Genomic DNA, 26299 nt, shown 5'->3' with positions numbered 1-26299 from the left:
GACATTGAGCGCGTTGATGCTCGTCGAATTCAGATCACTCGACTTGCATCGCCCATCGCCATAGGTGAAGAAGAAATATCCCTCACCAAAGCATACGCTGTTCGGGCTTTCAACGTCCGCGTCTGGATAGTTCGCCGGAGCGCCCCCGCCGTCAGCACGTAGGCGCCTGTCGCCGGCGACACACACACGATTTGCGGCGTCGTCGCGTTGTTCTTGGAGAGCGTGACGATATCGCTTCCAGGAAGGGCCCCAAGGACCGTGCTCGTCGATCCGCTCCCGGTAACGGCCTCGACTACACCATCATAGACGACGAGCAGCGTCCCGCTATTTGCGTCGATCATCCCCCGGCAATGCGCATTGCCATCCGCCGAGGTGATGAAACGCCGAAGTCCCGGCGCGCGCTTGCGGATGATCTTCCCGCCCTCGATTTCCTCGAGGATCGCATTGACGAGGCGGCCTCCGGAAAGCTGCTTGCGCTCCCCAGGGCTCGAGATCGTCGGGAAAGGGATATCGACGGCGCCGGCCATCAGAAGTAGTCTACGACCTGGGGCATGTAATGCGGAGAATTGGCGGTCACGCGCGCAAGAGCGCCAAGCAGGATATCCATCCCGGCGCGGTCCGCCTTGGCCCTCCCATAGGACTGCGCAACCTCGTTCGCCAGAAGATCGGCGAGCGGCGAAAGCACCTCTTCCGGGATGCTCTCATAGGCCTCGTTATCCGGGTTGATCCGAACATCCGCCACGTCCATGCGGCGCAGCATCGCGAGAAGCGACGGGAGCGCCTTGCGAAGCGTTTGGATGTCGTCTTCTTCGACCGGCTGTCCGGTCCCGACGACGCCAAGCGCGTTCTCAAGGGTGTAAACATACAAATCGCGCGCGGTCTTCATCGATCAGCCCTCAGCCGCCCGCGCTTCCGCAGCAGCGATCTCGGATTGGATGCGGGGCAAGCCCCAGCGTCCATCCACGGCAATCCCGAGCGCTTCGGCACGCGCAACAAGCGCGTCTCGGTCCTCAGAGAGCGCGACGGGTCGGCGCTCCACTTCAACTGGCTCCGCAGCCGCTCGGCGCTCGAAATGCGAATTACCGTCGAGCTTCGCGGCAAGCTCCGCGTCTTCGACCAACGTCCAGCCATCGCGCCTGAAAACGTGTCCACGGAAGTCGAGCGTATTCGGCCCAGATTTCCTGTCGCGCGGATCGCCAATGAAACGGTATTCCGGCATAATCGCCTCACAGTTGAATAAGGCGGGGATTTCTCCCCGCCTGTCGGATCAAGGAACGACGTAGAGCAAGACGACGCTCAGCGTCCCGGTCCCGCCCGCATTCGCCGCGGCGTTTATCGTGACGGTGACGGTCGTCTCAGCGGAGAAAGACAAGGGGCCGAGGTCCGCCAGTTTGCTGCCGGTGACCGAAGGGAGCCAATAATTGATGCCGGCGCTCATCGACAGATTTCCGGCGGAGAAGGCGTCTCCCGTCACCACGCCGAAATTGCCGAACCCATCCGGGTCAGCCTCTTCGACGCCGTTCGCGGCCCATCCGATATCGAAATCGAGCGCTTCCGTGCCAGTGTCGAGATCGTCGCCCATGACCCAGCCGCCAATAACGACGGCGCCGGCCGGCAGCTTGCACATTTCGATGGTGTCGGCCCCAAGCGCCGCAGCCCACGTATATTTCCCATACGCCGCAGCGACGGCCCCGAGCCCGCAGGCTTGAATACGGGGAATCCGTCCGCCGCGCGGTCAGCCGTAAGAGTTCCCATTTGAGATGCTCCAAATTCAGAAAAAGAAGGGAGAGCGTTGACCCTCCCTTTGGTTCATCAGGAGAGCCCGGCGGTCGCGAACCACCCCGTCACGATGCCGTGATCTTTCTGGTCGTCCGTATCCCCGGCGCCGGAGCCAAAACGCATCTTCTCGATCCCGTAGATCGACTCGATCGCGACGCCGTATTTGTCGCCGTAATCGCGGGTCTGCGTCTTCGACTGCCAACGCTTGGCGTAGGCCGCGCCGAACGCCTGAGCGCCGCACAGGAATGCGCCGACAACCGTCGTGTTGGCGCCGTTGCCGACCAAGCCGAGATTCCACTCAGACGACGCCTGTTCGATCTTCTTGATGATGCAGCCGTCCCAATAGAGATCGCCGCCTTCGAAGAGGCGCTCGTTCTCCATCGTCAGCACCACATCCTTTTGCGCCGCCTGAAGTGCGGTATCCGACTTCAGATCGTCGAACGCGTAAGGGTGCGCGTAGATGATGAAGTATTTGCGGCCGTTCTTGGCGACGGTCGAGCGAACGGGCTTGATGCGAGGATTGGCGATCGTCTCGGCGATCGTCTTCATCTTCGAAATCGCTGCCGTGTTGAACAGGTCGTTCGTCGTATCGAGATTCGCCAGAGACGCGCTGTGATCGTTGGCGGAGTTGTTCGAGCGGACCTTGCCGAAGAGCACGCGGTCGGCGTTGTCGACGAGCCACGCGTCCTTCTGGGCCTCACTCGCCGAGGAATAGCGGACGCCATTGATCGACGTCATCGAGCGGATGACGAGATTTTCCGTGTCCTCGATTGCCCATTCCTTGAGAGTGAACTTGGCGGCCTGGCGGATGCTGACGGCGGAATACTGCTCGTCGATCTCCGCAACCTGCGTGCCGTTGCGGCGCTTGTTGACGGTGACTTCGAACGAGCGGAACTTCTGCTGCTCTTCGTTGCCCTCGAGCCAATTCGAGCCGGTCACGGCCTCATTGGTCAGGCGGTTCGCGAGGGCGAAGACGACGCGGTCGCCCGGCTTCTTCGTCAGGTCTTCGCGGACCTGGATGAGAGACGTCTCGGCGGTGCCGAATTCTCCGGCAAAGCGATTGTCGCGGGAGACCTCCGTGAAAAAGTCGGAGTCCCACTGTTTGACCTTGAGGCCGTCAGCGACGGTAGTGTCTGCCATTTGCGTGATCTTTCTAAGAGACGACCGCCGTCACGCGCGCTCGTAAGCGCACGCGTTCAATGCCAAAAAGGCGCTGATTATCGACGGTCGAAGATGTCTTCGAAGGACGGCGGCCCGGACCATGCGGGGCCGCTGCGGGAGCCGACGTTGCGCCCCGTCGCGAAGTTCGAAGGCATGGCGGGCTTTTGGGCCTGCTGCGTCTTCTGACCTTCGTTCTGGAGTTCGGCCAACAATTCGGCTTTGAGCTTTTCCCGATAGCTGGCAGGATCGGAGCCGATCTCACTCATGAGTTGCTCGCGGCCGTGCCATTCGACCAAGGCGCCGTATGGGTGCGGCGATGACATGATCTGACGATAGACATCCTGATACTTCCCAGGATCAGACCGAAGTTTTCGGATAAACCCTGGTAAGCCGCCGAAACAGCTTGTTCGCCGTGCTTTTCGGTCGCCATCATGCGGGACATGGTTTCCCGCTGCTGCATGATGGCCTGCTGAAGAGGCGCGGCGAATTGGCTGACTTCGTGCTGAACCGCAGCGCGCGGGTCTTCGAAGAAATCAGGGGTCTGCTGCGGCTGCTGCTGCGGTTTGAGCGTCGCGATCAGTTGCTCGAACCGGCTTTCCCATGCACGGTTCTGTTGTTCGAGCTTCTGTTCGAACTGCGCCACTTGATCCGTGTAGCGCTTGGCCTTCTCGCGTTCTTTCTGGAGAGCGGCGACAGGGACCATGCGCTCGCCATCAGCGCCTTCCGTCGAAGCGTTCGCATCGGCGGTCTGGGCCTCTTGCTCTGCGCCTTGGTTGGCGTTCGCATCGGCGTTCTGATCAGCAGCGGACGCAGCTTCGCGCCCGGCGACATCATCGTCAGGTTCAGTCATTTGATCTTTCCGTTTTTACGTGAGGATCACGATGCGCCCGAGGCCCGGCGACGGCCGCTCGTTCATGGAGTGAGCGAATCTCCTAGCGCCCGTTACGCACGGCGGCGGCGGACCTTTGTCGCTGGTCTAGCGATTCTTCTTCTGGCGAGCGCGTGTTTTTGCGTAAGCGTCGGCAAGATGAATGAAGATGTGCTGGATCGAGTAAGCCTCGAATTCAGGAGATGGATTGTCTTCCCCCATTTCATCCCTGATCTTCTGCCAGACATGCACGGCTTCATGAGCGATCAGGCCGAATACGGCATCCTTCGAATGCCATCGATCTTTCTTCGATAGCGTGACGATTGCGGCGACATCTCCCTTGCACTCGAAAAACGTCACCTTCCCATCGGACGATGGGTATGGTTCGCTCTTGACGCCGAGGCGTCGCATCTCGCGCACCCACGCTGCCTCATTCGGACAGAAGCCAAAATAAACCGGGAAGAAACTGCGATCACACCAAATGACGCGGTCTTTGCCTTTCGCCATTTACTGCGAAATCCGATACGTGGCAGTCCCGGACGTGTAGGCCGTGCAGTTGAGGCGATACATCACATCGGACTCGTCATCCTCGAACTGTTCGGACGCTGGCGCCGTCCATGAATAGATGGAAACGCCGCCCGCAGTGAGCGGGTGCCACGTGCTTCCGCCGTTGAAAGAGCGCTCCAACTGAACCGTCGCGGAGAACGTCCCGCTGATGGTGACGTTGAACATCGGCCCAGGGATCGGCCTGAACGCCGCGCTTTGTCCCGTCGCCCCGAACGTCCCTGACACTGCCGCGATTTGTGACGGCGGATAGCGAACCTGTGCGACGGCATGGGCGGCCCCGGCGGACATGAATGCGGCGATGACAGCGGCAAGGACTGCCCTCATCATAGACCTCTCTGCATATTTTCGCGCGCCATCTTCTGCGGCGCGAGCGCAATATCCTGCATGATCTTCGCCGTGCTCGCTCGTTTCAGATCAGCGGAGGCCAGCGTATCCTCGATCTTCGCGCGCGATTCAGATGCTTGGATGTGCTGGTCGAATAGCGACGGGCCTTCTTCGCCTTGCATCTGCGGAACAGTCGCGCGCGCCTCAGACATGGCCTTTATGGCCTGTGCCTGTTTCAACTGCGCGCTCGCTTGCGCCTCGTCCACCTTCGCTTTGGCTCCAGCGAACTGCAACTGCATAGACGCCTGCTGCATCTGCGCGGCCTCCGGAGACGGCTGCTTGCCTTGATCCATCGCGGCGAGAACCTGTTCGCGATTCCGAAGATTCGGCATAGCGGCGACGATGGCGCGGAAAGGAAGCTCCCCATTCGCATCCATCTTCTTCAACTCGACCAGGCTCTGGAACTGCTCCATCTGAGGCGTCAGGCCGTCCGGCGCATCCTCAATGATAATGTCGCAGTCGAGTTCCGCGATGTTGCCGATGACGCCGGCGATCTTTTCCGCCAGTTGAGGGTTCTGCGCCGCCGCCATCTGAACTTGCATCGGATCGACGTTCAGACCGAGCCAGCGCACATTGCGCTCGTCGTCGGTGATCCTGATCCACTTCTCAGCCGTCCAGAACTGGCGGATGCGATACCATACGGCGCGAAAGACGCGAATGTCGAGACTGCGCAGCGAATCCATGATCGGCGCGATTTCCATTGCGCCGCCCTGCTGGGAAGCAATGATAGCGCGACCTGACGCCGCCGTCTTTTGCAGCGCGTTCCCCTGGAGCGCGATGTTCCCCGCCATCATATCGATCTCGTTTTTCGCCTCCTGCAACATCTGCATGTCAGCGGCGGCGAGGTCGGTTCGCGTCTCGAATTTGAACTTTTCAAAGTGGCCTGGGTTGAGCTCAATCTGTCCATCCGGACGCGCGGCCTGCGTCCGAGCCCGCTCCGGGTCCTGAAAGGCGCCGCGCTCGAACACCATCTGCGTCGTGCTCAAGCGATGCAATGCCTTCGACCGACGCTTGTTGATCTCGTCTTGAGGTGAGATCATCTCCCGGACGATGCCGTAGCGCTCATTGTCGCGAGAGACGTAGGCGGATCCGTAGATCAGGCCGCAGTCCGATTCTCCATCATCCGTCAGGTAAGGAGACGGCCCGGCGACGAGAATGCCTCCCTTGGTGAACTCAGCGAAATTCCAAGAATCGCCGCGCTTCACCCAAATCTGGCAGATGCGGACGCGCTTGCGCCGCTTGTCCGCCCAAATCCGATATTCCGGCTTGTCGTCGTATGTATCGCTGATCGAGACGCTGTTGAGCGTCGCGTCCAGGATTTCCTCGCTGCCGGGATATTGCGCGAGGGCTTCGCTGTAATCCTCCCAGCGGACGAGCCCGAGATATCGTGCGTCCGAGAAATCCCGCTCCCTGGAATGAGGATCGTAAAACATCCGATCCCACGGGACGCGGTCGATCGTGATATCGACGCCGCGAGCGTGCTCCATCACGCCGATGGCGTATCCGCCCATGCCCTCAATGACGAGGTTTTCGAATACGTCTGAGCGCTTATAATCGAAATTCTCTTCGTCGCACACGAAGCGAAGCGCCTGTTCGATAGACGAGGCGTCGTCGTCATGCTGAGGCGTGCGGGGGAGCGCGCGCGGATTGACGCGCTGCGATTGCTCGAACCCACGAAGGTAATCGACCTTACGCTTGATGCGGTTGATGATGACCGGAGGCTGGCGGCGTTTCGACAGGGCGGCCAATTCTGCGGAAGTGAGCTGGTCTCCGTCGTAATAGTCGCGGTCGCGCTCAGAAAGTTTGCGCGCGTCGGAAGTCGCTTCTTCCGAGTCCTCGAACATCAGCACGAGGTCGTTGACGTCCAGAAGATTGCCGCTCATACCGTCTTCCAGAATCTTCCGGCTCGTCCTGCATTGACCAACTCTCGCGGCGCTTCGGTGCGTCAGACTTCGGACGGTCCCCGCCAAGCATCTTGTCTAGGAGCTGCCCGACGAGGCCAAGCGCGTCGACGGAATCGTCATGCACCCCAGCCGGGAAGCGGAGAAGCTCGCTTGTCAGTTCGCTTCGCCACGGCGCGGAAGCCAAGACGCGCAGCCCACGCATCGCCATCCTGCCGCGGATCGATTGAGCGCGGACCGATTTATCTCCGCGCGTCGGAAACTGCGTCCTGACGCAATAGGCTTCCCGCTCGCGTGAGCGACGATCGAGGAAAGGGCCGACGCCAGATTTTATCTGGCCAGTTTCCTCAGCCCATTCGATCGGGCGCCATTTCAAGACGAGATCGCACCACGATTCGACCCACTCATCAGACGCGGCCTGTCTGCGCCATAGGTCGAGCAGATACATATTCTCGTCAGGATCGAGGCCGATAACGGCGTGGACCGTATAATCGCCACCGCCGCTCGTGACGGCGTAGTCGCTCCCTCCATAGACGCGCAGCGATGCGAGCGGCGGAAGGGAGGCGACCGGGACTATCCATTCGGAACGGAAATAGTCGCCCTCGTCAGGCGTCGGTTCTTGCTGGTAGAGAGCGGACCAGTCGCGAGATGGGAGCGCGCGCTTGATCCGATGCAACGCCTCGATATCGTATTGGTCGGGCCAGAGCGCCTCTCCGATCGAAGATATCGCTGGGAGGCTGATGACATCCCACCCTTCATGGGCGTGCTCTCTTAGCAGCCACCCTGCTAGGTCGTCTTCGTGCCAGCGGGTCTGAATTACCACCACCCTTCCGCCAGGCATGAGGCGAGTGTAGGCCGTCGATGTATACCAATCGCGCGTTTTTTGCGGATCGTTTCAGAGTCCGCCTCTTCCCTGTTCTTAACAGGATCATCGATCAAAAGAAGGTGCGCGCCACGGCCGGTAAGTGGACCGCCGACGCCGACAGCATAAAACGCGCCGGCTTGATGAAGGCGATGCTCAAACCCGCCCTCGATAATCTCCCCATCCTGTTCAATGTGAAACCGCTTTGCGCTCTTGCTGTCTCCTGCGAGACGCACACCAGGAAAAATTCCTGAAAACGCTTGGTCCTCGATCTGATTTTTGACCTTTCGACCGAAATCGTCGGCGAGGTCCTGCGCGTATGTTGCGGTGACCACGTAATGATCAGGGTTACGCCCGATATACCACGCGGGGAAGAACTCGCTGGCCAGCATCGATTTACCATGTCGTGGAGGCATGGAGATCATGAGGCGGGGAATCTCTCCCTCTCGACCGCTTCGAGTTTTCTCGCGATCAGCCGATGGTGCGGCGCATCCCGGTAATCAGGCCACTGGTAGGCGGCATACGAGATTAGCCGAGAATACGCGAAATCCTCAGGTGTCGGCTCTAAGAGCCGCTGTGACCGCTGCGTCACGCTGTTGCTTGCTCACAATCTGGATTGGTCCGCCCTTGCCATCGCCATCGATAGGCTGCGGGGCTTTCCCATAGCCACGGTCGAGCAATTCTTTAATGGCGGCTATCTTGGCTGCGTCGCTCTCCGCTTCACGAGCGAGGCGCGCAAGCTCGTTAATCGCCATTTCACCATGCATCTGGCATGCAGCGCGAATTTCGAACGCTATTTTATTTTTGCGCCCTTTGGACGGCCACGCCCTCGCGGCAGACCTTTCCCAGTCGGATTAGCCATTTTTCATCTTATTGGCCACTGTAGGCCGGTTGCTTTTGCGAACGTCCTAGCCGCAACCATCGCGTTCCGGCCTCCAATAGCTTTCCATGTTTTCCCGGTATTCTTTTTGCATAGTAGGCAATTGACCCAGATTTTATCGTCTCTGGCGTTGGTCCTGCTAACCCAATCTTACGCCCACCATTTTTTGCGCGCGGCTTTTCAAGTTTCATCCCGTGTAGGCGCATATGATCTACGCCATCGATCAAGACCAGATTGGACGGCGTGTCGTTTGAATGATCTCCGTCGCAATGGTGAACGTGAAACCCATCCGCCAACATGGCAGATAGCCATTTCTCATCTCGGTTTGGGTGGGTTGAGAGCCACGCATAATGATATGATTCGAGAGCCATTATTACCCAATAAAAATACCCCGCCTTGTTATGGGCGGGGATATTGGTCCTGGTTCAATTCTACGGCGGCGACGCAATCAGCAGCCGCCCTTGCCGCCCATCTTCTTCTTCGACTTGGCCATTGCGTAGTCCTTTCTTGGCTTGGTGAGGGGATGGATAAGGCATGGAGATCGGCGCGGATCACACAGCTGGGCGCCGGAGCCATGAGAGATGGCTCCGCCAGAATTGGCGCGCGAGCCTCTTGCTGGAGGTGATCGCGTGGCGCTGTGGCGGCAGGCATAATCGTGGAGCGGACAGCGGGATTCCAACCCGCGCGGCCAGTGTGGAAGACTGGGGCTCTACCTCTGAGCTATATCCGCTAGATTGTCTGGTTTGGCGCGGGGAATGCCGCAGCCCTGAATCGAAATCGCCCGGCAACTTTTCAGTTCCGGGCGCACGACGTCTAGTGTCGATTTCGGAAGTTAAGGCTATTCTCCCCTTCTGTCAATACGGCCTAGCGCCCGCTCGTCAAGCATCCCACAGGCGACCGATAGGGCCATGAGCGCGCCCTTCGTAGCAGATACCGATGCCCCAGGCGGTAAGTCGTAACCGTGAAGGGCCATCCAGACCACAGATAGGAGTCCGCTGGACCCGCCGGCATCGCGCATGGCCGTCTCCCATTCCAAGATCGTTTCCGCCCACTCCCTGACCTTCCTGAACTCGATATCTCCACCTGACCCGCCAAGACGATCAGGGAGCGGGGCCCCAACTGCCGCCAGCCACTTACGTTTCTTCTCGCAATATCGGAGCGCGGCGGCGTAGCATTCCGTCCGTATCTTGTATTTGAGGACGAACCGGCCTATTGCGCTTTCCGCGAGTTCCGACCGTTCTCCCCGGCGATGCGGCTGAGCAAGGGCGGTTTGGCGCTCCCGATCTGCAGCAATGCGCTCGGCCTCCTCGATCTGCTGCACGACGGTTTTTCGCTTCCCGCAGGGGTATCGATCGCCAGTTTTCTCTTTCTTCCGGCGCGCGGCATTATGGCCTCCTAAGCGGCTATCCGAATTTGAGCCGAAGAACGCCGGCGAGGGACAAGGACTGGGATAACTCTTGGTCCGCTTGGATAGCGGCGGACGATGCGGGCGCGGGTGGAGTAGGCGCCGGCGAGGAATCTGGCGAGGGCGAAGGTCACTGGCGCAGCGGCGGATTAATTTCAGGACCGTCGATCATGACCGTGGCACCCGGCTTGAATTCGACGTCGTGGCCGAACGTCACAGGCGCGCGAAGCTCTTCGCGAGCAACACTCGCAACCGGGAATGGCGCTGATGCGCCGCGCGGCCCTTGGAAGACGAGAGGCGTCCCGCAATGCTTGCAGTGGCCTTTGACTTCGATGGAGCCGTTGCCGGGCTTGTCTTCGAAGATCGCCACGCCGACGAAGCAGGTGAAATCGTGTTTGCATGTCATTCGGCGCACTCCATTGAGATAAAATCCCCGCACCAATCGGTAGGAGACACCCACGGCCAAATTGTCATCGTCGCCGCGTGCATTCCTCCAGTTACAATCGGAGCATGCCGGCGGCATTTTATCCCTGAGTGTTTTACGTCATGGTCGGGGGCGATATAGCTTCCTCCAGAGAATTTGCAGCGCAGACAGCTTTCGATAAGAAATGCCGCGCGCTCATCCGCAGTCTTCGGAATATTCAATTCGACGATGTTCCGACGCTCTGTCATTTTTCACCTCCATTCCCGATCAGCGCGCCAAGCTCAGATGTGGTATCACTTATTGCCTGCCATTCTTTCGCAGGCGGACCTTCATTGTCGATATAATCGACCAATCTCTTTGCTACCTTCAGCGTCGCATCAAACCTTTTTGCAATTCCATCCGCGCGTCTATCTCTTGCGCGAGGCGCTCTTCAGCTTCATGCGCTCGGCGGCTCATTGAGCTGAAATTTGCGAACATAGCTTTGTGTTTCTGAGATAACGCCTCATAATCTTGCGCCATCAACTCAATGCGCTCGTCCGCTTCGTCGCGTTCCCGCATCGCCTTTTGGCATAGCGCTTTGATTGTTTCAGGCTGGAACCCGTCGAGAGATCCATCATCCTCATCGTTTCTCATCTGTGGCCGAACTCCCCATATTTCTCGCGCCGCGTTTCCCACGCCCTCGCGCGAATTTCTGACGTTTCAAATGCAGACTTTGGCGCTGGCTTCTTGCGAGGCGCTTGGCCAGGGAGCCACACGCCGTCATCAATACCCGTCCCATCAGGACGGTTATCTGGTCGTTCGCGCGCCGCCGCCATGTTTCTCGCAACCATTTCCTCGAATGTTTCGGCCATCTCGTCGCCCTTCAAAACGGCGGCTCGCCATCTAGGCCGACGCTAGTCGGCTCCAAGTCCACGCGCTCAACCTCAACCCTACGATACCGAGCGACGGCGCGGAGGACGTAGAACGGATGGCCTGGATTGTTCCGTGCCAATCGTTCGGCCTCGCGCTCTGCGATCTCTCGGCATGAATGGCGGACGTTCGTCGGGCCATCGCCGTGGACCATCCAGAAGATTTCGATTTTGCTGCTGATCATTTCAATTTCCCTCGTCACCATTTCCCGAACGCCCTCAGAATGAGAACGCCAGGGCGTTTTTCATCTCGGCGCGGGCGCGGGTCATGGCCTCTATCGCGGACGCCTGAGGTTTGGGAGACGCCGCCACCCGCGGCTTTGGCGGCCTTTGCTGACGCTCCCGCCAGCCGCGCTTGCCGAGTTTCATGCGGTTAGCCTTTTTGGCGACAGACGCCTCCGGCCGTCCGAGATGCTCGCATATCGCTTTGGTCGGCAGACGCGCCCAGTTGGCGCGGAGATAATCCTCCTCGTCCACAGTCCACCACTGTTGCGATTTTACGGGCGCGTCGGCAGGAATACCGTGCTTCTCGCGGTATGCGCTACGGCCTATCACGGTCGCAGGAGTGTTTCTGGGTTGACGCCATTCTAGCCCCCGACACTCCGCGCGGCCATTTCGCGCTTGAATCCATCAACCAACGCTTGCACTCGCGCCTTTTCCGCGGCGCTAGGCGGCTTCCGATTTTCCACCTCGCGGCGTCTGGCGAGCATTTCATCTTCGGCGCGTTTCCTGGCAGCGGAGACGCGCTCCGCCTCCATGCGGCGCTGGACCTCTTGGCGAACCTCAGCAGCCTTGGGGACGAATTTCCCGTCCCCAAGATCGCCGACTCGGAACGCTGTCAGCGCGAACCGCACATGCCGCTCTGGAAGTTTAGCCAGCGCCTCTTCGAACAAATCGAAATAGGCCTCGGCGTTGCGCTTGTCGGGGAAGGCGAGCGCCTTGAACAGCAGCGTCAAATCCCCGACCAACCATGCCGGGGCCGGATCATCGGATCGCTTGAGCGTCGATAGTGCCCGGCCCGTCGTAGCTGGAAGGGTCATAGCCGGGTGGCTCTGCGGGTTCTGGATAGTCGGAGGCTTGAGGCGTTCCATGGCAGCTCTGGGCTAGTCTTCTCGCGGCGGCGGCGAGGATGGGATCGTTTACGGTGGATTGCTTTGGCGCAGGCCCGGCGCGGGCGAGCTGGAATTTCGGCATGCCGGATAGCCATGTCCGCCATGCCGCAGACCAATCGGCCATCAGCGATCCCTTGGCGCGGTGATGATCGCGGAAGTGTCGCCACTCGGAACGGAAGGCGTCTAGGCTCAGACCAGCCTCCTCCGCAGCTTTGCAGTCGCGTTCAGTCGGCTGTGCGTCTTCGGCGATTTGTGTTCGGGCTTTGGCGCGCTTCGCCTTGCGAGGCGCGGGAGGCGAAGCCACCAACAAACTAGGAGATGATCCACTATCTTTGGGTTCTATATATGGTTGTGGCTCTGGCAGCATTGCGTTCGCATCTGCGTCGGCACTGCCGATGTTATGCGTTCGCATTGCCTTCGCTTCTCGCTCCCTTTCCCAACGCAGTTCAGCGGCAACCTTCGCCGCTTCTGACTTACCAGACGCGCGCTTGAGCTCTTTGTCGATTCTTCGATGCTTCCAACCTGGTTGGAACAGCTCCTCGATCGACGGGCGAACGCCTTCCCACTCCTCGATCGTGAGTCCAGCTATGCGCGCCAGCCGCTTGTCGTCATCCGGCAGGCCGCCATTCGTCCAATACTCCATGATGAGGAGCATGTAGCGCCGTGCTCGAGAGTGGTCAGACGGCGCGTGTCCCTCAGATAGTCCCCTACATAGAGAGGCATCCATTGCGCGCTCATGCGGCATCTCCATGCCAGGCGCTGTCGCTGGTCACAGCGGCGAGAGCGGCTTCGACGCGCAAGATTGAGTGGCCGATCGCTTCGGTGATTTGCGGGAGAACTGCGTCTCCGTATGCGCTGATGCATTCGCGAGCCAGCCAGGAGGGTATCCCATGATCCACTCGTATGTGGCCAGCAATGCCGCCGTGCCAGTCAGCCCAATCGTCCGCCCATGACAATCCGGTTCGCCCCATTTGTTCGCGCGCGGCGTCCCGATCATCGTTCGAAGCGACGGGCGCACCTTCCCCACGCGCCCAGCCGACCCGCCGCAATTCGAGCCGTAATCCGTCTTCGTCGCTGTCGGGACGAGCTGGCGCAATTTCTTCCGCGCTCCGCTTCCGCCCTCCCAGCGCAACCCGCCAGACTGACTTTGTTTGCAGGGGGTCGGCAGCAATGATCCAGACCCTCTTGCGTTTGTGGGGAGCTCTAATATCGTCAGCACCGACCACGCACGGCCAGACGGCGTAGCCCATTCCCTCCAGCTCGCCGATGATCCAGTCTGCCCCGCGAGTTCTGAGGCCAGGGCTGTTTTCAAAAGCGCACCAACGAGGACGGCATTCGGAGACGAGCCGAATAGCGTCACGGAAGAGGCCTGTCCTTTCCCCTTGGACGCCCTTACCGCGGGAGTTGGCGAGGCTGGCGTCCTGGCAGGGAGGGCTTCCGACGATGACGTCTGGCAATGCTCCGAGGTCGGAAACAAGTCGGCTTGCAGTAAGGGTTCGAACATCGTCATAAATCCGTGCGTCGGGGAAATTCTTGGCGAAGACCGCACGGCGCCACGGGTCGAACTCGCAGGCCGCGACCGTGCGGAACCCGGCGCGGTGCATGCCGAGCGACCATCCGCCGCATGCTCCCGAAAAGAGATCTAGGACAGTAGGCGTCATCTTCCCCGCCTCACGTCAGCCGAGATCACGTCACCGAGCCCGCGTCGATCAGCGAAGCGGTCTTCTCTCTTCCGATCAACCATGGCTCGGTCACGGGATTTGAGATGGTCGCGATGGCGAGCTAGCCGGTCAGCAATCTGCGTGCGCTTGTCCGCTGTCGGAGGGAGCGTGGCGCGCAAGGCCGCAATCGCGTCGTCTATCGTTAGAATGGCTTCGTGCAGTTTCACTTCGTCCACCTCAGCGCCTGATCTACCGCCGCATGAACATGCGCGCGCGAAACGCCGAGATGATCAGCGATGCGCTGGACCGGCCATAGGTTGAACGCGTAGAGTCGGTAGACGCGCGCGATGAAGTCGATAGACATTTCGCCGCGCGTGTGGGTGGGGAGAGGGAGTGCGTAGGCGGTGGTCATGCAGCATCCCTTCTCGCGACGCTCTTTAGCGTCGCAAAAGCCGCGCGAAGCTCTTCAATCCGTCTGCGCTTGACCTCAAGCCATTCGGGCGGACGCTTGATCTTCCCGCTCTCGACGCGCGAGATAAGATCGTGCAAGCCGATGGCTTGGGGTTCGATGGCTTGCAGTTGTTCGGAGATCGGTATCGTATCGCTCACCGAGTCAGACCCCCAATAATTGATCACGTTGAGATCGAACTCGGAGAGGATCGCCAGCACGGCGGAAACGTCTCTTTCAACGAGAGCCGCGCGATCGCTCATCAAATCGTCGATGTTGAGAACCGCCGTCCGAACCGTCGAGTGGTCGCGCTTGAAATATTTTCCAATACGCGATTGAGATATTTTCATGAACTTCCACGCGATATACATTGAGACGTGGCGCGGGTAGGCGATATGAGCGTATCGGCTGTCGCCGAGGATATCGGCTTTCGACATAGAGAAATGCGCTGCGGTTGCGATGATGGCGCGCTCGATTTCGTTTAATTGAAACGCCGCTACATGCTGTCTCTTGATCCTATCGAGTTCGTGCATGGCGGTCTTTATCCGCGCATATCTGCGGTCAGCTTCATTGGCGAATTTTCGAACGCCAACGGTCGGCTTCTTCGGTTTGTCGTCCGCAGGATTGAACGGGATATGGACAGCTGGAGCTTTCGGAGCCATCCCCATCCGCGCGCGCGCCGCTTTCAATCGCTCAATATACGCCTGCTCAATACCCATCACATGGCCTCACGTGTTTTTACGCCAAGCGCCGCGAACGCCTTGCGAACATCGTCTATTGAGCGCACAACGAAATATGGCTGTCCGATCGCGACGCATCGCGTCCAGAAATTATGCTGGTCACCAGAAACACGGCCGTCCTCGGTCTTCACTTCAATGAACAATACCCGGCCCGGGAGCGCTGCGATGAGGTCTGGCGCGCCTTTGCACAGTCCAGGAACGGCATTGAGCGCGCGGCCCATGAATGATCGCGGCGAGGAATTCGGGCAGGCGAAGACAACAGCCCCGGGAACCACCATCTCAATGTACGAGATGATCGCCTTTTGGATCGCTTCTTCGCGCTTCTGGCGGAGGCTCATGCGCCATCCTCCAGCACGGGGGCCAAGGTTTCCCAGCTAATCGCCATGCAGAGTTGCTATCTTTCCAAAGTGGGGGCTGCGGGAGCGTCGGATGCGGGGCGATCTGCGCCGCCACCCTCAACAACTGAAACGATATCGGAGATATCCCGCTTCATGCGCGGGCTGAGAATAAGCGATCGCTTGATCCCCTCGCACAGTTGTCGAAGGAGCGACGGCGCAGCTCCGTGCGTCGCTAAGCAAAGCTCATCGATCGTTTCATCTGCGATCTTGAATGGGTGGAGATACCGCTTAATGATCGCAAATCTCTCGTCGAAACCAGGAATTTCGACTTCGATATGAATTCCAAAGCGACGCCATATCGCTTGGTCGAGGCCATCCGCAATGTTCGTCGCTGCAAAGAACAGCCCATCGTGCCGATCAATGTTGGTCAACAGCGCGGTTACGATTGCATTGAACTCTTTGCCGCAGGCCTGCGTATCGCCGGAGCGCGCCGTCGCTACGGAGTCAAATTCATCGAAAAATCCGACGACGCTCGATCGATGCTTTCTAATAGCGGCGAAGAACCGATGAATGTTTTGCCCGGTCCCGCCAAGGGCGCTCGACACGATCATCTCGCCGCTAGCGATTATCAGCACCAACCCGAGACGCGCTGCGAAATGGTGCGCGAGTGTCGTCTTACCGCACCCAGGCGGGCCATAAAGCAGACATGTCGTGCGTGGCTTGATTCCGACAGCGCGCAATTCTTCTTCGACACTTTGCTCAAGCATCCACTCGCGCACGGTTCGCCGAGTCGTCGGCCCAAGGATCGGCTCGTCGCAATCTGACGGAAGACGGATCTCCACCATATCCCCGAGTGTGCGGCTAATCTCCTCTGCTATTTCCTCTGGGCGTTCGGCTGGAGCGCGAGAGATGCTCGTCGGCTCCATTCTCTGCGCACGCCGGGTCATTGCGCGGCTTCCTTAGAATTTCCATCAGTCTTGCGTCTCCAAGCCTTCGGAATATCCATTCCGTCAGACCCATCGGATTCGCAATATCCTTCGTCCCACGCGGCGCGGTTGGCGCTACCAGCTTGGAAAGGATTTTCGATAATGCGCTTCCCCGCCAAGTGATCGGCGCGGCCGCGCTCGCGCGCTTCGTCTATAGTCGGTTCCTTCGATACATCGTCTTCGCCTTCGTTCCCGTCGTCTGATTCCTCTTTGTCTCCGTGGTGATCGTCTGCCTTCTCGTCATCCTCTCCATCACGCAGTTCGCGTTCATAGCGTCTCCGAGCTGCGTCGCCGAGCGGAGTGCCATCGAGAAGACCGAGGCTCGCGCGATATATATCGATAATGGCCTCAACCTCACGCACTGCCGCGCGCTCAGCCTGCGTCTGCATCGACTCTTTGACGATCGCGCGAATAGCCTTCGGATCGAACCCGTCGCTTTTTGCCTCCATCACGAGGTCTTTGACATCCTCCTTGAGGCTCGCGATCTCTTCGTTTAGCCGAACGATCCGCTCGACATATGATTTGAGTTTTTCGCGCCCAGTCGGTGAGTTCGGCTTCGCCCCGGCTTTCTTGGTCATTTATCAGCCCTCTTCGCTATCCAGAACATCAGCCGCGCGAGCAAGCGCAGAACCAGCGCTAACGAACGCCTTGCCAAAGAGGCTCTTTGCCTCCGCCATTTCACGATCGTGCCGTAGTGCATTTTCTTGTCGCTCGCATTCGGCAATGAACGCCTGTCGCAACGACAAATACTTGCTGACCAGCATGTCGCTCGGCGGGCGGTAGAGAAGATTCGATATCATCGAAGGGGTTAGCCCTTCGTAGCGGTTGCAAAGCCTACGGATGGCGTTGTCGTGGTCGCCAAATCCTCTCGACTCGCGAGTGACGAGGAACCTCGCCCACTCGCGCGCCTCGCTGACTACGATCTCGGCTACAGCCATTGTCTGTCCCCTACGCTGACACTTTCTGCGTTTCATGCAGTTGCTCCCGTGCTCTTCTCTGAGCACGGGAGACGACGCATGGAACTGCACTCTGAACGAACCCCTGCCACTCTCACATTCGAACCGATCGGCCTGCCAGCCTTACGGATCGTCACAACTCTTGCGGCCAAACGGATGCAAGCCCATTCGCTGGCCGCCGCAAGGCAGAGGGAAGGCCACAGTAAGCGTATCGTGGCCGACCCAACGCGCTCGAATTACCGGGGCGATATTACCGTGCGCCCCTCCACCCTTCCCCAAGGCCCGACAAGCGGCGCGGAAACTCCGCTCATCAGGGGCAAGTTCGAATTCAACCGGGGATGGCCTTCATGAGGTCGTCTCAATCGGCCATCCCCATACCGGCCTCGGGTCCGGCTTTCGTTCCTTGGATTAACGCCCCGGAACGGCGGCTCTCTTGCCCAGAGCATGGTGACGGCTGGAATTTCGGCTCCCCGTCGCTGCACCCGTGACCGCTGATAATGCGCCGTCACCGACCATTTGCTCCCGGCATTTGCCGGTGAAACTGGCCTCCGAAAAGACCCCGGCAGTCAGAGGAGATGACCGCCGGGGAGTCCCAGGGAGGAAAAGGCCGCACAACGCCCTGCGGCACAGGAAACTTTGAGGATGAAAGACGCCGGGGCCAAAACCCCGGCAGAGTCGTCATCCCCGCGCGCAACCCGGTTAGAAGCGCGCGAAGCTCGTCAAAGCATCTGCGTGGCGATCATGCCGCCGATCACGCCGACGACGGCGCCAGCGATGGCCGCGTAGATGCAGTCGATCAGCAGGTCTTCGTTCTGGTTCGTCATGTCTGCCCCTCAGAAGACAGCCGCGAGGATCAGGAATCCGCCAACGGCGTAGAGCACGCAGCCGATGCAGATGACGCGTGCGAGGTCGAGGCGCTGGTCAGCGGTCAGGCGGCGCATTGGCGAGCCTCGATAGTGACCGCGCGGCGGCATAGCTGCGCATGATGGGCGGAGCGATCGAGACGATCCGCGTCGCCGAGCGGGAGCGACATGAGCTTGCGGCGGGCGCTGAGACCGAGCGCGCGGCGGTAGCGCCACGCGCGCATTTCGCGGCTCGCGAGCGATTCATCGGAGACGCCGTCCAGCGCCGCCGACATATTGGAAATCAGGCAGATTTCGTCGAGACGATTCATGATGTCACCTCGTCAGGATGATTGCGATGGCGATGATGGCGAGCGCGACGGCGATCGGGACAGCAACGAACCAGAACTGCTCGCGGGCGGTTTCGCGGTCGATGGGGTCGCGGTCGGTCATTGGCGCGCTCCACGGCACTCGAAAATGTCCAAGCGCCTATCCGACACAACCCATGATCCGTGGGAGTTGACGCACGCCCGCGCCACTTCGTGTCCGTCAATTGTGCACCCAACCATCATGAGGATAGGAATGCAGACGATACAAAGTGCGACGATGGAGAACTTCTCGCCGATCATGTCGCCACCCCATGTCTTTCGACGAGGACGCACAAAAGCGCACCAGAGTCGGCACTCTGAACGTCATCCCGCGAGAACGCGGACAGATCGATCCCAGCAGCGTGGTAGAGCCGCATCCGCTCGCCTCGGAACGAGATGGCGTCGGCGCTGCGAAGTGCTGCCTCCATCCGATCGGATAGGCTGCTTAGGCCGGCGACTATCTGGCCGGCGGGTGAGAGAGACGCGCTCATTCGGCGGCCCTCACTTCTTCGGCTTCGGTGGCCAGCGGTATCGCCGCTGTTTGCGGGGGCGGGTCGGTAGAGAGCGAGGGGCGAAAGGGGCGGTCTATGTCACGCGGCCAAGTCGCGCCTTCTGGCCAGTTCTCGGAGAATGCCTCGATCGCCCTGCGAACCGTCCTGGTTCCCATGTCGCCGCCGCTGCGCAATTCCGTGATGCGCGTGCCACGTCCCAGAAATTTGGTTGATATCGTAGCTTCAGCGAGGCCGGTGTGGCTTGCGTAGGCGTCCACGATTTTCAGAAGGGCTTCGAGTTCGTCCATGCCCCAATGATAGCGTATTTTTATACGCCGTCAACGTATTTATATCCGCTTCTATCGCGTATTTGAATACGCGATTATCTAGCCATGAAAAAAGCAACAACGAACCCGCTCATTTTGGCCATAGAGCGCCTGGCAAAGGCGCGGGGCTCTAGTTTGACGGCTGTGGCCAGGAAGGCAGGGTTAAACCCGCGAACGCTTACGGCAAAAAAACTGCCACGGGCGGGGTGCATTCGAAAACGCTCGAAAGTGTCGCTTCGGTGTTAGGGACTACCGCGAATGACATCCTAGAAGAGGCAGACAAGCTTGCACGGGGGTATATCGACCCCCAAGGGTTCCCCAACATCAAATTCATCTCTGATCGCACTATCCCGCGAGGACTTCGCAGGCCTTTGCCGCCGCCTTGTCAGTCGAATGATTGCTATCGGGATTTCTGATATTCAATTGGCGCGTGAAGCCGGCATCCCGGCCGGAGCCGTTGAGATTTTCATGGATGCAGCCAAAGAGGCAGAGATCGCTGTCCCAGCACTGCGCCCAGACTACATCGAGGCTATCGCTACGCGTCTCGGCACGAATCGGACATGGCTTCTCACTGGAGAGGGCGATGAAAATTTCTGCGAAGAGCCGTTCGAACTGCAAACTGTCATCCGGCGCTTGCGCCGATCAGGACCCGAGACATGGGCTGAGGTCGACCTTCTTCTTGACATGCTGGATCTGCGCAAGGAGCGTCGCCATGACCGCAAAGCTGAATGAATATAATGGCACATAATCCGGCGCCTAATGCCCCAGGGGGAGGACTATGCGGATTGTCTTGTTTTTTTGCAGCCTAATTCTCGCGTCCGCGTTTGGATATGGGCTTAAACCTGAAGCAAAGCAGCAATCGCCTCAGGATGCGGTAAGAGCGGCTATCGTGGCGGAGCATAGGCGATGATTGGGGCTGACAAAGTAGGAACTACTCTTCGCTACCTAGTGCAGAAATACAGCGAGAGCTATCGCAATCCCAACCTCGCGGCCTTCATAGTTTGCGAACCACACACCATGACAAGCTGGTATGCCACGCCTGAGGCGAGCAAACCGGGGTGCTATGTGTTTTATTCTGCTACCGGGGAAATCCTCTATGTCGGCAAGGCCTCACTAACCAGCGATATGGGGGCTAGGATAGCAGCCCATGATTATCAAAAACCGCGCTCGGCGTGGCGAGAGCAAGCTGCCTTTGTTCAATTCGTGATAGTTCCTGAAGCCTTTGAATCCCCGTCGCTGGAAGAATTCTTAATCAATGAGCTTCGGCCGACCGGGAATATCCGAGGCCGACCGCTCACCACTTCAGAGTAAAATTAGGACACTACCGGCGCGAGGATCACCGCCGCATGCCGAACGGCGAGCAGTTCCAGCGCATCGCGGGGCTCGCGATGCAGCGTAAGGCGTCGGTCGATTTCACCGGTTACTGGCAGCGCCACATCAAAGCATAAAGATATGGTTATGCGTGCATCTAATTGAAAAGGCGCCAATAACTAGCGCTTGACATTGACGACTGCCAACGAATCGTACGTGATGGGAAGCTGATCGTTCCTGAAAAACGAACGCCCTAGAGCTGCAACTCTAGGGCGTTTGAAATTGGAGCGAAGACCGCTTTGTTTGGAACCGCTGCGGTCTACCTGTGGAGACCAACCACGTATGCTTCATATGCTGATTTGCCTCCCTTGTTCAAGGCGGTTTCGAAACCTAGCCGAACAAAGGAGACCAGCTTTGGCTAGCAGACGCTCTAATAGCGGCAACCGCCGTCCATCCCGTCCCATCAACGTTTGCGACGTTCCGACAATCAAGAAACGCATCCTTGAAGGAGAGTTCTTGCATCGGATCGCCGCTGACTACGATGTGAACCCCGGTCGGATCAGCGAAATCAAGAGCGGGAAGAGATTTCCTCTGATCCCGCCTGCCGCATAACGGGCAGACAGGGGGCGCGAGAAATCGCGCCTCCTACCCCATCAAAGCCCACTTCACTGGACGCCCTTCGCCAACCGCCTGCACGGTCTTCCCGTCGTTATTCCGCAGCGACGATTGCACGCCCCCAAAGAGGTTCCTGAAATCCTCCCGCGAGGGTTCGGGAACGCCTTTCGAGGCCAAGAGGCGGGAAGTGATCTCCGAGGCCGTAAGCGGCTCCTGCGTCTCTCTCAGAAGCTCCAGCACGCTGCGGAAGATCGTCCCGCGCTTGAAGTAGGGATTTGGCTTGCGGCGCCTGACTGCCACGGTCGCGAGATTGTAGCTCGGGGCGATGAGCTTAATCACCGCCTCTACGTGCTTCATGTTCTCGCGGAGTTTGTCGGCGGCTTCTTCGTTCACCTGGAGTTGGCCCGCCAGATCGGCGTGAAGGGTGCGGAGCGCGGAGAGTGTGGGATGGTTCGGTTGCATCCCGAAAATCTAGGAATTATGGGCTTGTACGTCTTGTGGCGTTTGCGCCATAATATCGTCTGAAAGCGCTGGCGCTCCCCTCGTTATCGGGGCCAGCCCCAGCGCTATGAGACTGCGCGTCGGCAAGATGTTCCATCACTTCTGCTCTCCCCAGCCCGGCCCCGCGCCGGGCTTTCTTTTGGCATGGGGAGAGGATGACAGCAATCTGAAAACGTATTTTTATACTCTTTTTTTGATTGACAGCGTATTTTTATACGCTATCTTCCCCATACCCGCCACGGATCACGGCGGGGATGGAGAGCGAGATGGCGATGCTGCTCGATAAGCGCTGGCTGGATAAAAACCGAATTGATTATGTTGAGGCGGAGGATGGCGCACTCCACGTCGGCGGCTACCTCGACCTCCGTGGCACGCAGATCACCGCGCTGCCCGACAATCTCCACGTCGGCGGCTCCCTCTCCCTCCGTGGCACGCAGATCACCGCGCTGCCCGACAATCTCCACGTCGGCGGCTACCTCGACCTCGAGGGCACGCAGATCACCGCGCTGCCAGACAATCTCCACGTCGGCGGCTCCCTCTACCTCGAGGGCACACAGATCACCGCGCTGCCAGACAATCTCCACGTCGGCGGCTCCCTCTACCTCGAGGGCACACAGATCACCGCGCTGCCAGACAATCTCCACGTCGGCGGCTCCCTCTACCTCGAGGGCACGCAGATCACCGCGCTGCCAGACAATCTCCACGTCGTCGGCTACCTCTCCCTCCGTGGCACGCAGATCACCGCGCTGCCAGACAATCTCCACGTCGGCGGCTCCTCTCCCTCCGTGGCACGCAGATCACCGCGCTGCCCGACAATCTCCACGTCGGCGGCTCCCTCTACCTCGAGGGCACGCAGATCACCGCGCTGCCCGACAATCTCCACGTCGGCGGCTCCCTCGACCTCCGTGGCACACAGATCACCGCGCTGCCAGACAATCTCCACGTCGGCGGCTCCCTCGACCTCCGTGGCACACAGATCACCGCGCTGCCAGACAATCTCCACGTCGGCGGCTCCCTCTACCTCGAGGGCACGCAGATCACCGCGCTGCCAGACAATCTCCACGTCGTCGGCTACCTCTCCCTCCGTGGCACGCAGATCACCGCGCTGCCAGACAATCTCCACGTCGGCGGCTCCCTCTCCCTCCGTGGCACGCAGATCACCGCGCTGCCCGACAATCTCCACGTCGGCGGCTCCCTCTACCTCGAGGGCACGCAGATCACCGCGCTGCCCGACAATCTCCACGTCGGCGGCTCCCTCGACCTCCGTGGCACACAGATCACCGCGCTGCCAGACGGGCTAACAGCAGAGGAAATCTTATTCGACGGGATGCTCGACGGGCGTGCTTTCGCAATATTCGACGGCATGGGCTGTGTCGTCCTCTCAGAAAAAGAGATTGAGGGCGTCACTGTCCGCCACTGTCAGAAATCGCATTTCGATACCGGAGAGTGCATCGGCGACAAATTCTATGTCGCGTCCAGCAATGGCAAGAACGCGCACGGAGATTCGATCCGCGAAGCGATTGAGGAACTCGCGTTCAAGGGCGGCGAGCGCAACGTCGAGCAATATCGCAATATGCCGCTCGACACGGAAAAGAGCCCGCAGGATTGGGCGTTCGTCTATCGCATGGTGACTGGGGCATGTCAGTTTGGTGTGAGGGAATTCATTGGCTCGAAAGGGCAGCTAAAGGAATCCTATTCCCTCAAGGAGATTCTGGAAGAAACCAGAGGAGCGTTTGGGCACGACAAATTCAAAAGTGTCGTTAGTTGTGATGCGGAGATTGCGCGATGAAAACAAGCTTCTCTGAAACGACATACGTAAGATCGATCCTTGATTACGATGCGGAGACTGGCGCCTTCACCTGGAAGGTTCGACCGTGTGCGCATTTTAAGACGCGACGCGCATGTTCGGCATGGAACGCTCGATTCTCTGGGTCAATCGCTGGCGCGACGAACCGTGATGGATATAGATTAATCCAAATCGATAGCCGCCGCCATTACGCACATCGACTTGCGTGGCTCATGATAACAGGCGAATGGCCGAACAAGCTAATCGACCATATCGACGGCGATCCATCTAATAACAGATTTGCCAACCTACGCATGGCGACATTCTCGCAGAATAGCGCCAACAGTCGTGTGCATTCCATTAATGCTAGTGGCCGAAAGGGAGTCTTTTGGCACAAGCAATGCGGAAAATGGATGGCGTCGATTACGATCTTCGGCAAGCAAAAACATCTTGGCCTCTTCGACGAGATAGAGGATGCAGCCAATGCTTATGATCGCGCGGCGCGCGATGCGTTCGGCGAATTCGCGAGGTCAGCATGACAATTTCGGAAATTCTGGAGCAGACGCGCGGCGCTTACGGGCATGATCGTTTTGCCAGCGTCGTTGCATCGAGAGCCGCCGCCTAACCGCACGCCCCGGCTCTGCCGATGGAGGATCACATGAAGCCGAAGCTTCCAGACAACCCGGACGAACGCTTCCGCGAACTCGCGAGAAGCATCGCGAAAGACTCAATCGTGACGCAGGCGACGGCGCGTCTGATCGAGCAAGTCGTCCAAGCCTGCCATGCGCACAGCGCCGAATCCATTGCCTCCCTCAAGGAAGCGAATGAGGAACTGGTGAAGGCGCTGGCTCCATTCGCCGCCGAAGCCGCCGCGCAGGACGATCGCAATAAACACGTGGACGATAATTTGCCGACCGTCGGCAAATTCACGATCGCGCAATGCAGGGCCCGCGCCGCCATCAAGAAAGCGCGAGGCTGACATGTCTAGCACAGCGCCCATCCGAGACAAGTTCATCGTCGGCATTATGCAGGCTTTCTCGAAATGCCCCGACCTACACGAAGACGCTGACAGCGCGCTCCTGACTCGCGACCTAGTGCGAGACCTCGCGACGCTCGTTGATGCGGCGGCGGTGTCTCTCGCATTCCATGCCGGGCTCGACCGCGACGAGTTCAACCCGCGCCTCGTCGATGCGCTAGACGGAAGCGACTTCGAAGTCGCCTGCGAGGAATCCGCGCACGAGCGCGACGCCGACGCTCGATCTTACAGCGATTACCGGCGCGAGCACAGCACGCTGCATCGTGCTGGTCAGGGGTGCTGAAATGGAGCCCTCCTATCCCTACCGCTTCGGTCGCATGCTGGCGCGCCACGAGGACGTAGCGGATCGGATCGACCGCTATCTGCGCAATCGCCCGCACATTGCCGGGATCGACCGCGAGATGCTCGCGGAAATCTCGGACGACATTCGCCGCGTCGTCGCGAGCGAGAATAACAGCATCGTTGATATTCGCACTTTGGAGAAGGCGTCATGAAGATCGACAAGTCAGCAATTTTCCGCGACGCCCATTTGCGCTTCCGCCAAGGAAAGCGTTTCGGCATCGGGTGGACGTTCGGACATTGTCTATCGACCGCGTGGGCTGCGGCGAAGATGCGCAAGGCAGCTATCGAAGCCTACCACTCGACGAACCGCGCTGGACGCCCGGCGCGTGAATTCACGATTGCTGCGTGAGGATAGCATGCGCGTCTGGATCACGAAATATGCGCTGTCATCCGGCGTGTTTGAAATGGATGCAGATCACGACGAGCGCTGGCCAGACATGGTCTCGAACCGATCGAACAGATTGCAGAACTTCCATGGCGACGGACGCGATTGGCACAGAACGAAAGAAAGCGCGCTCGTGAAAGCTGAGGAAATGCGCGTCGCCAAGATCGAGGCTCTCAAGAAGCAAATCGCGAAGCTCGAAAATATGAGGTTCGAGTGATGAACTCCGCTCCTGCCCGCTGGCCAACCAATATCGATTACCGCGCTACGCGCCTCCTGCATCGAATCCAACGGCGCGAGCATCATCGCAGATTTTGGCGGAACTACTGGCGAGCTTTCGTCGCCGAAGGCATGTCGAGCGCGGGGAGGATGAGATGAGCATAGCGGAGCTAGAGAAGGCTGTCGCCCGCATCAGGATGATCCGTGAGCGCTTGATTGAAGCGGAACGTAATCGTCCTGACAGATATGCGCATAACGTCAAAAATGTCAGATTGGATATTTACATCAATAATGATGATGCGCGCGCTGCGTTAAAAAGCGTTCAAGCCGAATTGGAAGTATCGGAACGTAAACGTGGAGAAGCCGAAAGAGACGCTGCGCTATCTGCGCTCGCTATGGACCTAGAATCCCTCCGTGCAGTCCTCCCACAATTGGCCGCCGCTGCATCAATTGAGATTGGTGTGATCGCACGCGATTTAGCTCATGAAGCGAGCGCGGGGAGGATGGCGCGATGAGCAAGTTCCCTGAAACATGCAAGCGCTGCGACGGCTCCGGCGAGATCGGCATTTCGAGTGCTGACATTCGCCGCGAGAAGCCGGGGCCCGTTCCTGATGACGCGCGAGGATGGGCGGCGTTCACATGTCCCGATTGTCGCGGGATGGGAATGATCGAGGTCGAGATCGAGGATGATGGCGATGAG

Annotated in this window: 41 protein-coding genes, 1 tRNA gene and 1 pseudogene; 11 read left to right on the top strand and 32 right to left on the bottom strand. The window is 59.1% G+C overall.

Features of this window, described 5'->3' with window-relative positions; all coding sequences use genetic code 11:
- Positions 1-29 precede the first annotated feature (29 nt).
- The 29 genes from ACV7JP_RS02225 to ACV7JP_RS02085 form a co-directional block, all read right to left on the bottom strand.
- Positions 30-527, bottom strand: coding sequence for a hypothetical protein (locus ACV7JP_RS02225; RefSeq protein WP_457797631.1), 498 nt, complete (start codon positions 525-527; stop codon positions 30-32).
- On the bottom strand, positions 527-886 hold the full coding sequence (locus ACV7JP_RS02220) for a hypothetical protein (protein ID WP_457797630.1): 360 nt from the start codon (positions 884-886) through the stop codon (positions 527-529). Before ACV7JP_RS02220 ends, ACV7JP_RS02225 begins: the two co-directional genes overlap by 1 nt.
- A gap of 3 nt (positions 887-889) precedes the next feature.
- Positions 890-1219, bottom strand: coding sequence for a hypothetical protein (locus ACV7JP_RS02215; protein WP_457797629.1), 330 nt, complete (start codon positions 1217-1219; stop codon positions 890-892).
- Positions 1220-1267: 48 nt separating this feature from the next.
- The gene (locus ACV7JP_RS02210; protein WP_457797628.1) at positions 1268-1627 is read right to left on the bottom strand and encodes a hypothetical protein; all 360 of its coding nucleotides are present in this window, start codon (positions 1625-1627) and stop codon (positions 1268-1270) included.
- Between the two features lie 185 nt (positions 1628-1812).
- Positions 1813-2919, bottom strand: a complete 1107-nt coding sequence (locus ACV7JP_RS02205) for a N4-gp56 family major capsid protein (protein WP_457797627.1) — start codon at positions 2917-2919, stop codon at positions 1813-1815.
- Positions 2920-2996: 77 nt separating this feature from the next.
- Complete coding sequence (locus ACV7JP_RS02200) at positions 2997-3206, bottom strand: hypothetical protein (RefSeq protein WP_457797626.1); 210 nt, start codon at positions 3204-3206, stop codon at positions 2997-2999.
- Positions 3203-3790 carry a hypothetical protein gene (locus ACV7JP_RS02195; protein ID WP_457797625.1) on the bottom strand — a complete coding sequence of 196 codons (588 nt, stop codon included), beginning with the start codon at positions 3788-3790 and terminating at the stop codon, positions 3203-3205. The genes ACV7JP_RS02200 and ACV7JP_RS02195 overlap by 4 nt, the downstream gene beginning before the upstream one ends.
- 126 nt (positions 3791-3916) lie before the next feature.
- Positions 3917-4315, bottom strand: a complete 399-nt coding sequence (locus tag ACV7JP_RS02190) for a hypothetical protein (RefSeq protein ID WP_457797624.1) — start codon at positions 4313-4315, stop codon at positions 3917-3919.
- Positions 4316-4702 carry a hypothetical protein gene (locus ACV7JP_RS02185; protein ID WP_457797623.1) on the bottom strand — a complete coding sequence of 129 codons (387 nt, stop codon included), beginning with the start codon at positions 4700-4702 and terminating at the stop codon, positions 4316-4318. It abuts the gene before it with no gap.
- Positions 4699-6642 carry a portal protein gene (locus ACV7JP_RS02180; RefSeq protein WP_457797622.1) on the bottom strand — a complete coding sequence of 648 codons (1944 nt, stop codon included), beginning with the start codon at positions 6640-6642 and terminating at the stop codon, positions 4699-4701. Before ACV7JP_RS02180 ends, ACV7JP_RS02185 begins: the two co-directional genes overlap by 4 nt.
- Positions 6554-7483: a phage terminase large subunit gene (gene terL, locus ACV7JP_RS02175; protein ID WP_457797621.1), complete on the bottom strand. Its 930-nt coding sequence runs from the start codon at positions 7481-7483 to the stop codon at positions 6554-6556. Before terL ends, ACV7JP_RS02180 begins: the two co-directional genes overlap by 89 nt.
- Positions 7477-7947: a terminase large subunit domain-containing protein gene (locus tag ACV7JP_RS02170; RefSeq protein ID WP_457797620.1), complete on the bottom strand. Its 471-nt coding sequence runs from the start codon at positions 7945-7947 to the stop codon at positions 7477-7479. The genes terL and ACV7JP_RS02170 overlap by 7 nt, the downstream gene beginning before the upstream one ends.
- Positions 7948-8073: 126 nt before the next feature.
- Positions 8074-8277, bottom strand: a complete 204-nt coding sequence (locus ACV7JP_RS02165) for a hypothetical protein (protein WP_457797619.1) — start codon at positions 8275-8277, stop codon at positions 8074-8076.
- 781 nt (positions 8278-9058) lie between these two features.
- Positions 9059-9132 (bottom strand) — tRNA-Gly (locus ACV7JP_RS02160).
- A 108-nt stretch (positions 9133-9240) separates the two neighbouring features.
- Complete coding sequence (locus ACV7JP_RS02155) at positions 9241-9723, bottom strand: hypothetical protein (RefSeq protein ID WP_457797618.1); 483 nt, start codon at positions 9721-9723, stop codon at positions 9241-9243.
- 214 nt (positions 9724-9937) lie between these two features.
- Positions 9938-10267, bottom strand: coding sequence for a hypothetical protein (locus tag ACV7JP_RS02150; RefSeq protein ID WP_457797617.1), 330 nt, complete (start codon positions 10265-10267; stop codon positions 9938-9940).
- A 330-nt stretch (positions 10268-10597) separates the two neighbouring features.
- Positions 10598-10864 (bottom strand): hypothetical protein, encoded by a 267-nt coding sequence (locus tag ACV7JP_RS02145; RefSeq protein WP_457797616.1) that lies wholly within the window; start codon positions 10862-10864, stop codon positions 10598-10600.
- Between the two features lie 229 nt (positions 10865-11093).
- Positions 11094-11324 carry a hypothetical protein gene (locus ACV7JP_RS02140; RefSeq protein ID WP_457797615.1) on the bottom strand — a complete coding sequence of 77 codons (231 nt, stop codon included), beginning with the start codon at positions 11322-11324 and terminating at the stop codon, positions 11094-11096.
- A 402-nt stretch (positions 11325-11726) separates the two neighbouring features.
- Complete coding sequence (locus ACV7JP_RS02135) at positions 11727-12095, bottom strand: hypothetical protein (RefSeq protein ID WP_457797614.1); 369 nt, start codon at positions 12093-12095, stop codon at positions 11727-11729.
- A 28-nt stretch (positions 12096-12123) separates the two neighbouring features.
- Positions 12124-12906, bottom strand: a complete 783-nt coding sequence (locus tag ACV7JP_RS02130; RefSeq protein ID WP_457797613.1) for a DUF1376 domain-containing protein — start codon at positions 12904-12906, stop codon at positions 12124-12126.
- Between the two features lie 79 nt (positions 12907-12985).
- Positions 12986-13912: a DNA cytosine methyltransferase gene (locus ACV7JP_RS02125; RefSeq protein ID WP_457797612.1), complete on the bottom strand. Its 927-nt coding sequence runs from the start codon at positions 13910-13912 to the stop codon at positions 12986-12988.
- 223 nt (positions 13913-14135) lie between these two features.
- Positions 14136-14324: a hypothetical protein gene (locus ACV7JP_RS02120; protein WP_457797611.1), complete on the bottom strand. Its 189-nt coding sequence runs from the start codon at positions 14322-14324 to the stop codon at positions 14136-14138.
- A complete protein-coding gene (locus ACV7JP_RS02115) occupies positions 14321-15079 on the bottom strand; it encodes a helix-turn-helix domain-containing protein (protein ID WP_457797610.1) in 759 nt (252 codons plus the stop codon). Before ACV7JP_RS02115 ends, ACV7JP_RS02120 begins: the two co-directional genes overlap by 4 nt.
- Positions 15079-15438: a VRR-NUC domain-containing protein gene (locus ACV7JP_RS02110; protein WP_457797609.1), complete on the bottom strand. Its 360-nt coding sequence runs from the start codon at positions 15436-15438 to the stop codon at positions 15079-15081. Before ACV7JP_RS02110 ends, ACV7JP_RS02115 begins: the two co-directional genes overlap by 1 nt.
- Positions 15439-15494: 56 nt before the next feature.
- Entirely contained in the window at positions 15495-16385 is an 891-nt protein-coding gene (locus tag ACV7JP_RS02105) for an AAA family ATPase (RefSeq protein WP_457797608.1), read from the bottom strand.
- Positions 16382-17002, bottom strand: coding sequence for a DUF2312 domain-containing protein (locus ACV7JP_RS02100; protein ID WP_457797607.1), 621 nt, complete (start codon positions 17000-17002; stop codon positions 16382-16384). The genes ACV7JP_RS02105 and ACV7JP_RS02100 overlap by 4 nt, the downstream gene beginning before the upstream one ends.
- A gap of 3 nt (positions 17003-17005) precedes the next feature.
- Positions 17006-17362, bottom strand: coding sequence for a hypothetical protein (locus tag ACV7JP_RS02095; RefSeq protein WP_457797606.1), 357 nt, complete (start codon positions 17360-17362; stop codon positions 17006-17008).
- A gap of 946 nt (positions 17363-18308) precedes the next feature.
- Entirely contained in the window at positions 18309-18554 is a 246-nt protein-coding gene (locus ACV7JP_RS02090; protein WP_457797605.1) for a hypothetical protein, read from the bottom strand.
- Between the two features lie 523 nt (positions 18555-19077).
- Positions 19078-19389, bottom strand: coding sequence for a hypothetical protein (locus tag ACV7JP_RS02085; RefSeq protein ID WP_457797604.1), 312 nt, complete (start codon positions 19387-19389; stop codon positions 19078-19080).
- 411 nt (positions 19390-19800) lie between these two features.
- Here ACV7JP_RS02085 and ACV7JP_RS02080 point away from each other — a divergent pair, with 411 nt between their 5' ends.
- Positions 19801-20139 carry a hypothetical protein gene (locus tag ACV7JP_RS02080; RefSeq protein WP_457797603.1) on the top strand — a complete coding sequence of 113 codons (339 nt, stop codon included), beginning with the start codon at positions 19801-19803 and terminating at the stop codon, positions 20137-20139.
- 174 nt (positions 20140-20313) lie between these two features.
- Positions 20314-20718 carry a GIY-YIG nuclease family protein gene (locus ACV7JP_RS02075; RefSeq protein WP_457797602.1) on the top strand — a complete coding sequence of 135 codons (405 nt, stop codon included), beginning with the start codon at positions 20314-20316 and terminating at the stop codon, positions 20716-20718.
- A gap of 645 nt (positions 20719-21363) precedes the next feature.
- Here ACV7JP_RS02075 and ACV7JP_RS02070 read toward each other — a convergent pair.
- The 3 genes from ACV7JP_RS02070 to ACV7JP_RS02060 form a co-directional block, all read right to left on the bottom strand.
- A complete protein-coding gene (locus ACV7JP_RS02070; protein ID WP_457797601.1) occupies positions 21364-21795 on the bottom strand; it encodes a hypothetical protein in 432 nt (143 codons plus the stop codon).
- A 257-nt stretch (positions 21796-22052) separates the two neighbouring features.
- On the bottom strand, positions 22053-22598 hold the full coding sequence (locus ACV7JP_RS02065; protein ID WP_457797600.1) for a hypothetical protein: 546 nt from the start codon (positions 22596-22598) through the stop codon (positions 22053-22055).
- Positions 22547-23077: a hypothetical protein gene (locus ACV7JP_RS02060; RefSeq protein WP_457797599.1), complete on the bottom strand. Its 531-nt coding sequence runs from the start codon at positions 23075-23077 to the stop codon at positions 22547-22549. Before ACV7JP_RS02060 ends, ACV7JP_RS02065 begins: the two co-directional genes overlap by 52 nt.
- A gap of 84 nt (positions 23078-23161) precedes the next feature.
- Here ACV7JP_RS02060 and ACV7JP_RS02055 point away from each other — a divergent pair, with 84 nt between their 5' ends.
- The 9 genes and pseudogenes from ACV7JP_RS02055 (at position 23162) to ACV7JP_RS02015 (ending at position 26114) form a co-directional block, all read left to right on the top strand.
- On the top strand, positions 23162-23623 hold the full coding sequence (locus ACV7JP_RS02055) for a hypothetical protein (protein ID WP_457797598.1): 462 nt from the start codon (positions 23162-23164) through the stop codon (positions 23621-23623).
- Positions 23620-23946, top strand: a pseudogene (locus ACV7JP_RS02050) (HNH endonuclease signature motif containing protein); the annotation flags it as partial. The gene ACV7JP_RS02055 and the pseudogene ACV7JP_RS02050, both read left to right, overlap by 4 nt.
- A gap of 87 nt (positions 23947-24033) precedes the next feature.
- A complete protein-coding gene (locus ACV7JP_RS02045; protein ID WP_457799136.1) occupies positions 24034-24159 on the top strand; it encodes a hypothetical protein in 126 nt (41 codons plus the stop codon).
- A gap of 119 nt (positions 24160-24278) precedes the next feature.
- Complete coding sequence (locus tag ACV7JP_RS02040) at positions 24279-24599, top strand: hypothetical protein (protein WP_457797597.1); 321 nt, start codon at positions 24279-24281, stop codon at positions 24597-24599.
- A gap of 1 nt (position 24600) precedes the next feature.
- The gene (locus tag ACV7JP_RS02035) at positions 24601-24939 is read left to right on the top strand and encodes a hypothetical protein (RefSeq protein WP_457797596.1); all 339 of its coding nucleotides are present in this window, start codon (positions 24601-24603) and stop codon (positions 24937-24939) included.
- Position 24940: 1 nt separating this feature from the next.
- A complete protein-coding gene (locus ACV7JP_RS02030; RefSeq protein WP_457797595.1) occupies positions 24941-25150 on the top strand; it encodes a hypothetical protein in 210 nt (69 codons plus the stop codon).
- Positions 25147-25347 carry a hypothetical protein gene (locus tag ACV7JP_RS02025; protein WP_457797594.1) on the top strand — a complete coding sequence of 67 codons (201 nt, stop codon included), beginning with the start codon at positions 25147-25149 and terminating at the stop codon, positions 25345-25347. The genes ACV7JP_RS02030 and ACV7JP_RS02025 overlap by 4 nt, the downstream gene beginning before the upstream one ends.
- Before the next feature lie 7 nt (positions 25348-25354).
- On the top strand, positions 25355-25600 hold the full coding sequence (locus tag ACV7JP_RS02020) for a hypothetical protein (RefSeq protein WP_457797593.1): 246 nt from the start codon (positions 25355-25357) through the stop codon (positions 25598-25600).
- Positions 25601-25754: 154 nt separating this feature from the next.
- Complete coding sequence (locus ACV7JP_RS02015) at positions 25755-26114, top strand: hypothetical protein (protein WP_457797592.1); 360 nt, start codon at positions 25755-25757, stop codon at positions 26112-26114.
- Positions 26115-26299 lie beyond the last annotated feature (185 nt).

It is taken from the genome of Methylocystis sp. S23 (assembly GCF_054106005.1).
The sequence above is the reverse complement of the archived record's forward strand: the minus strand, read 5'-3'. Positions and strand labels throughout refer to the sequence as shown.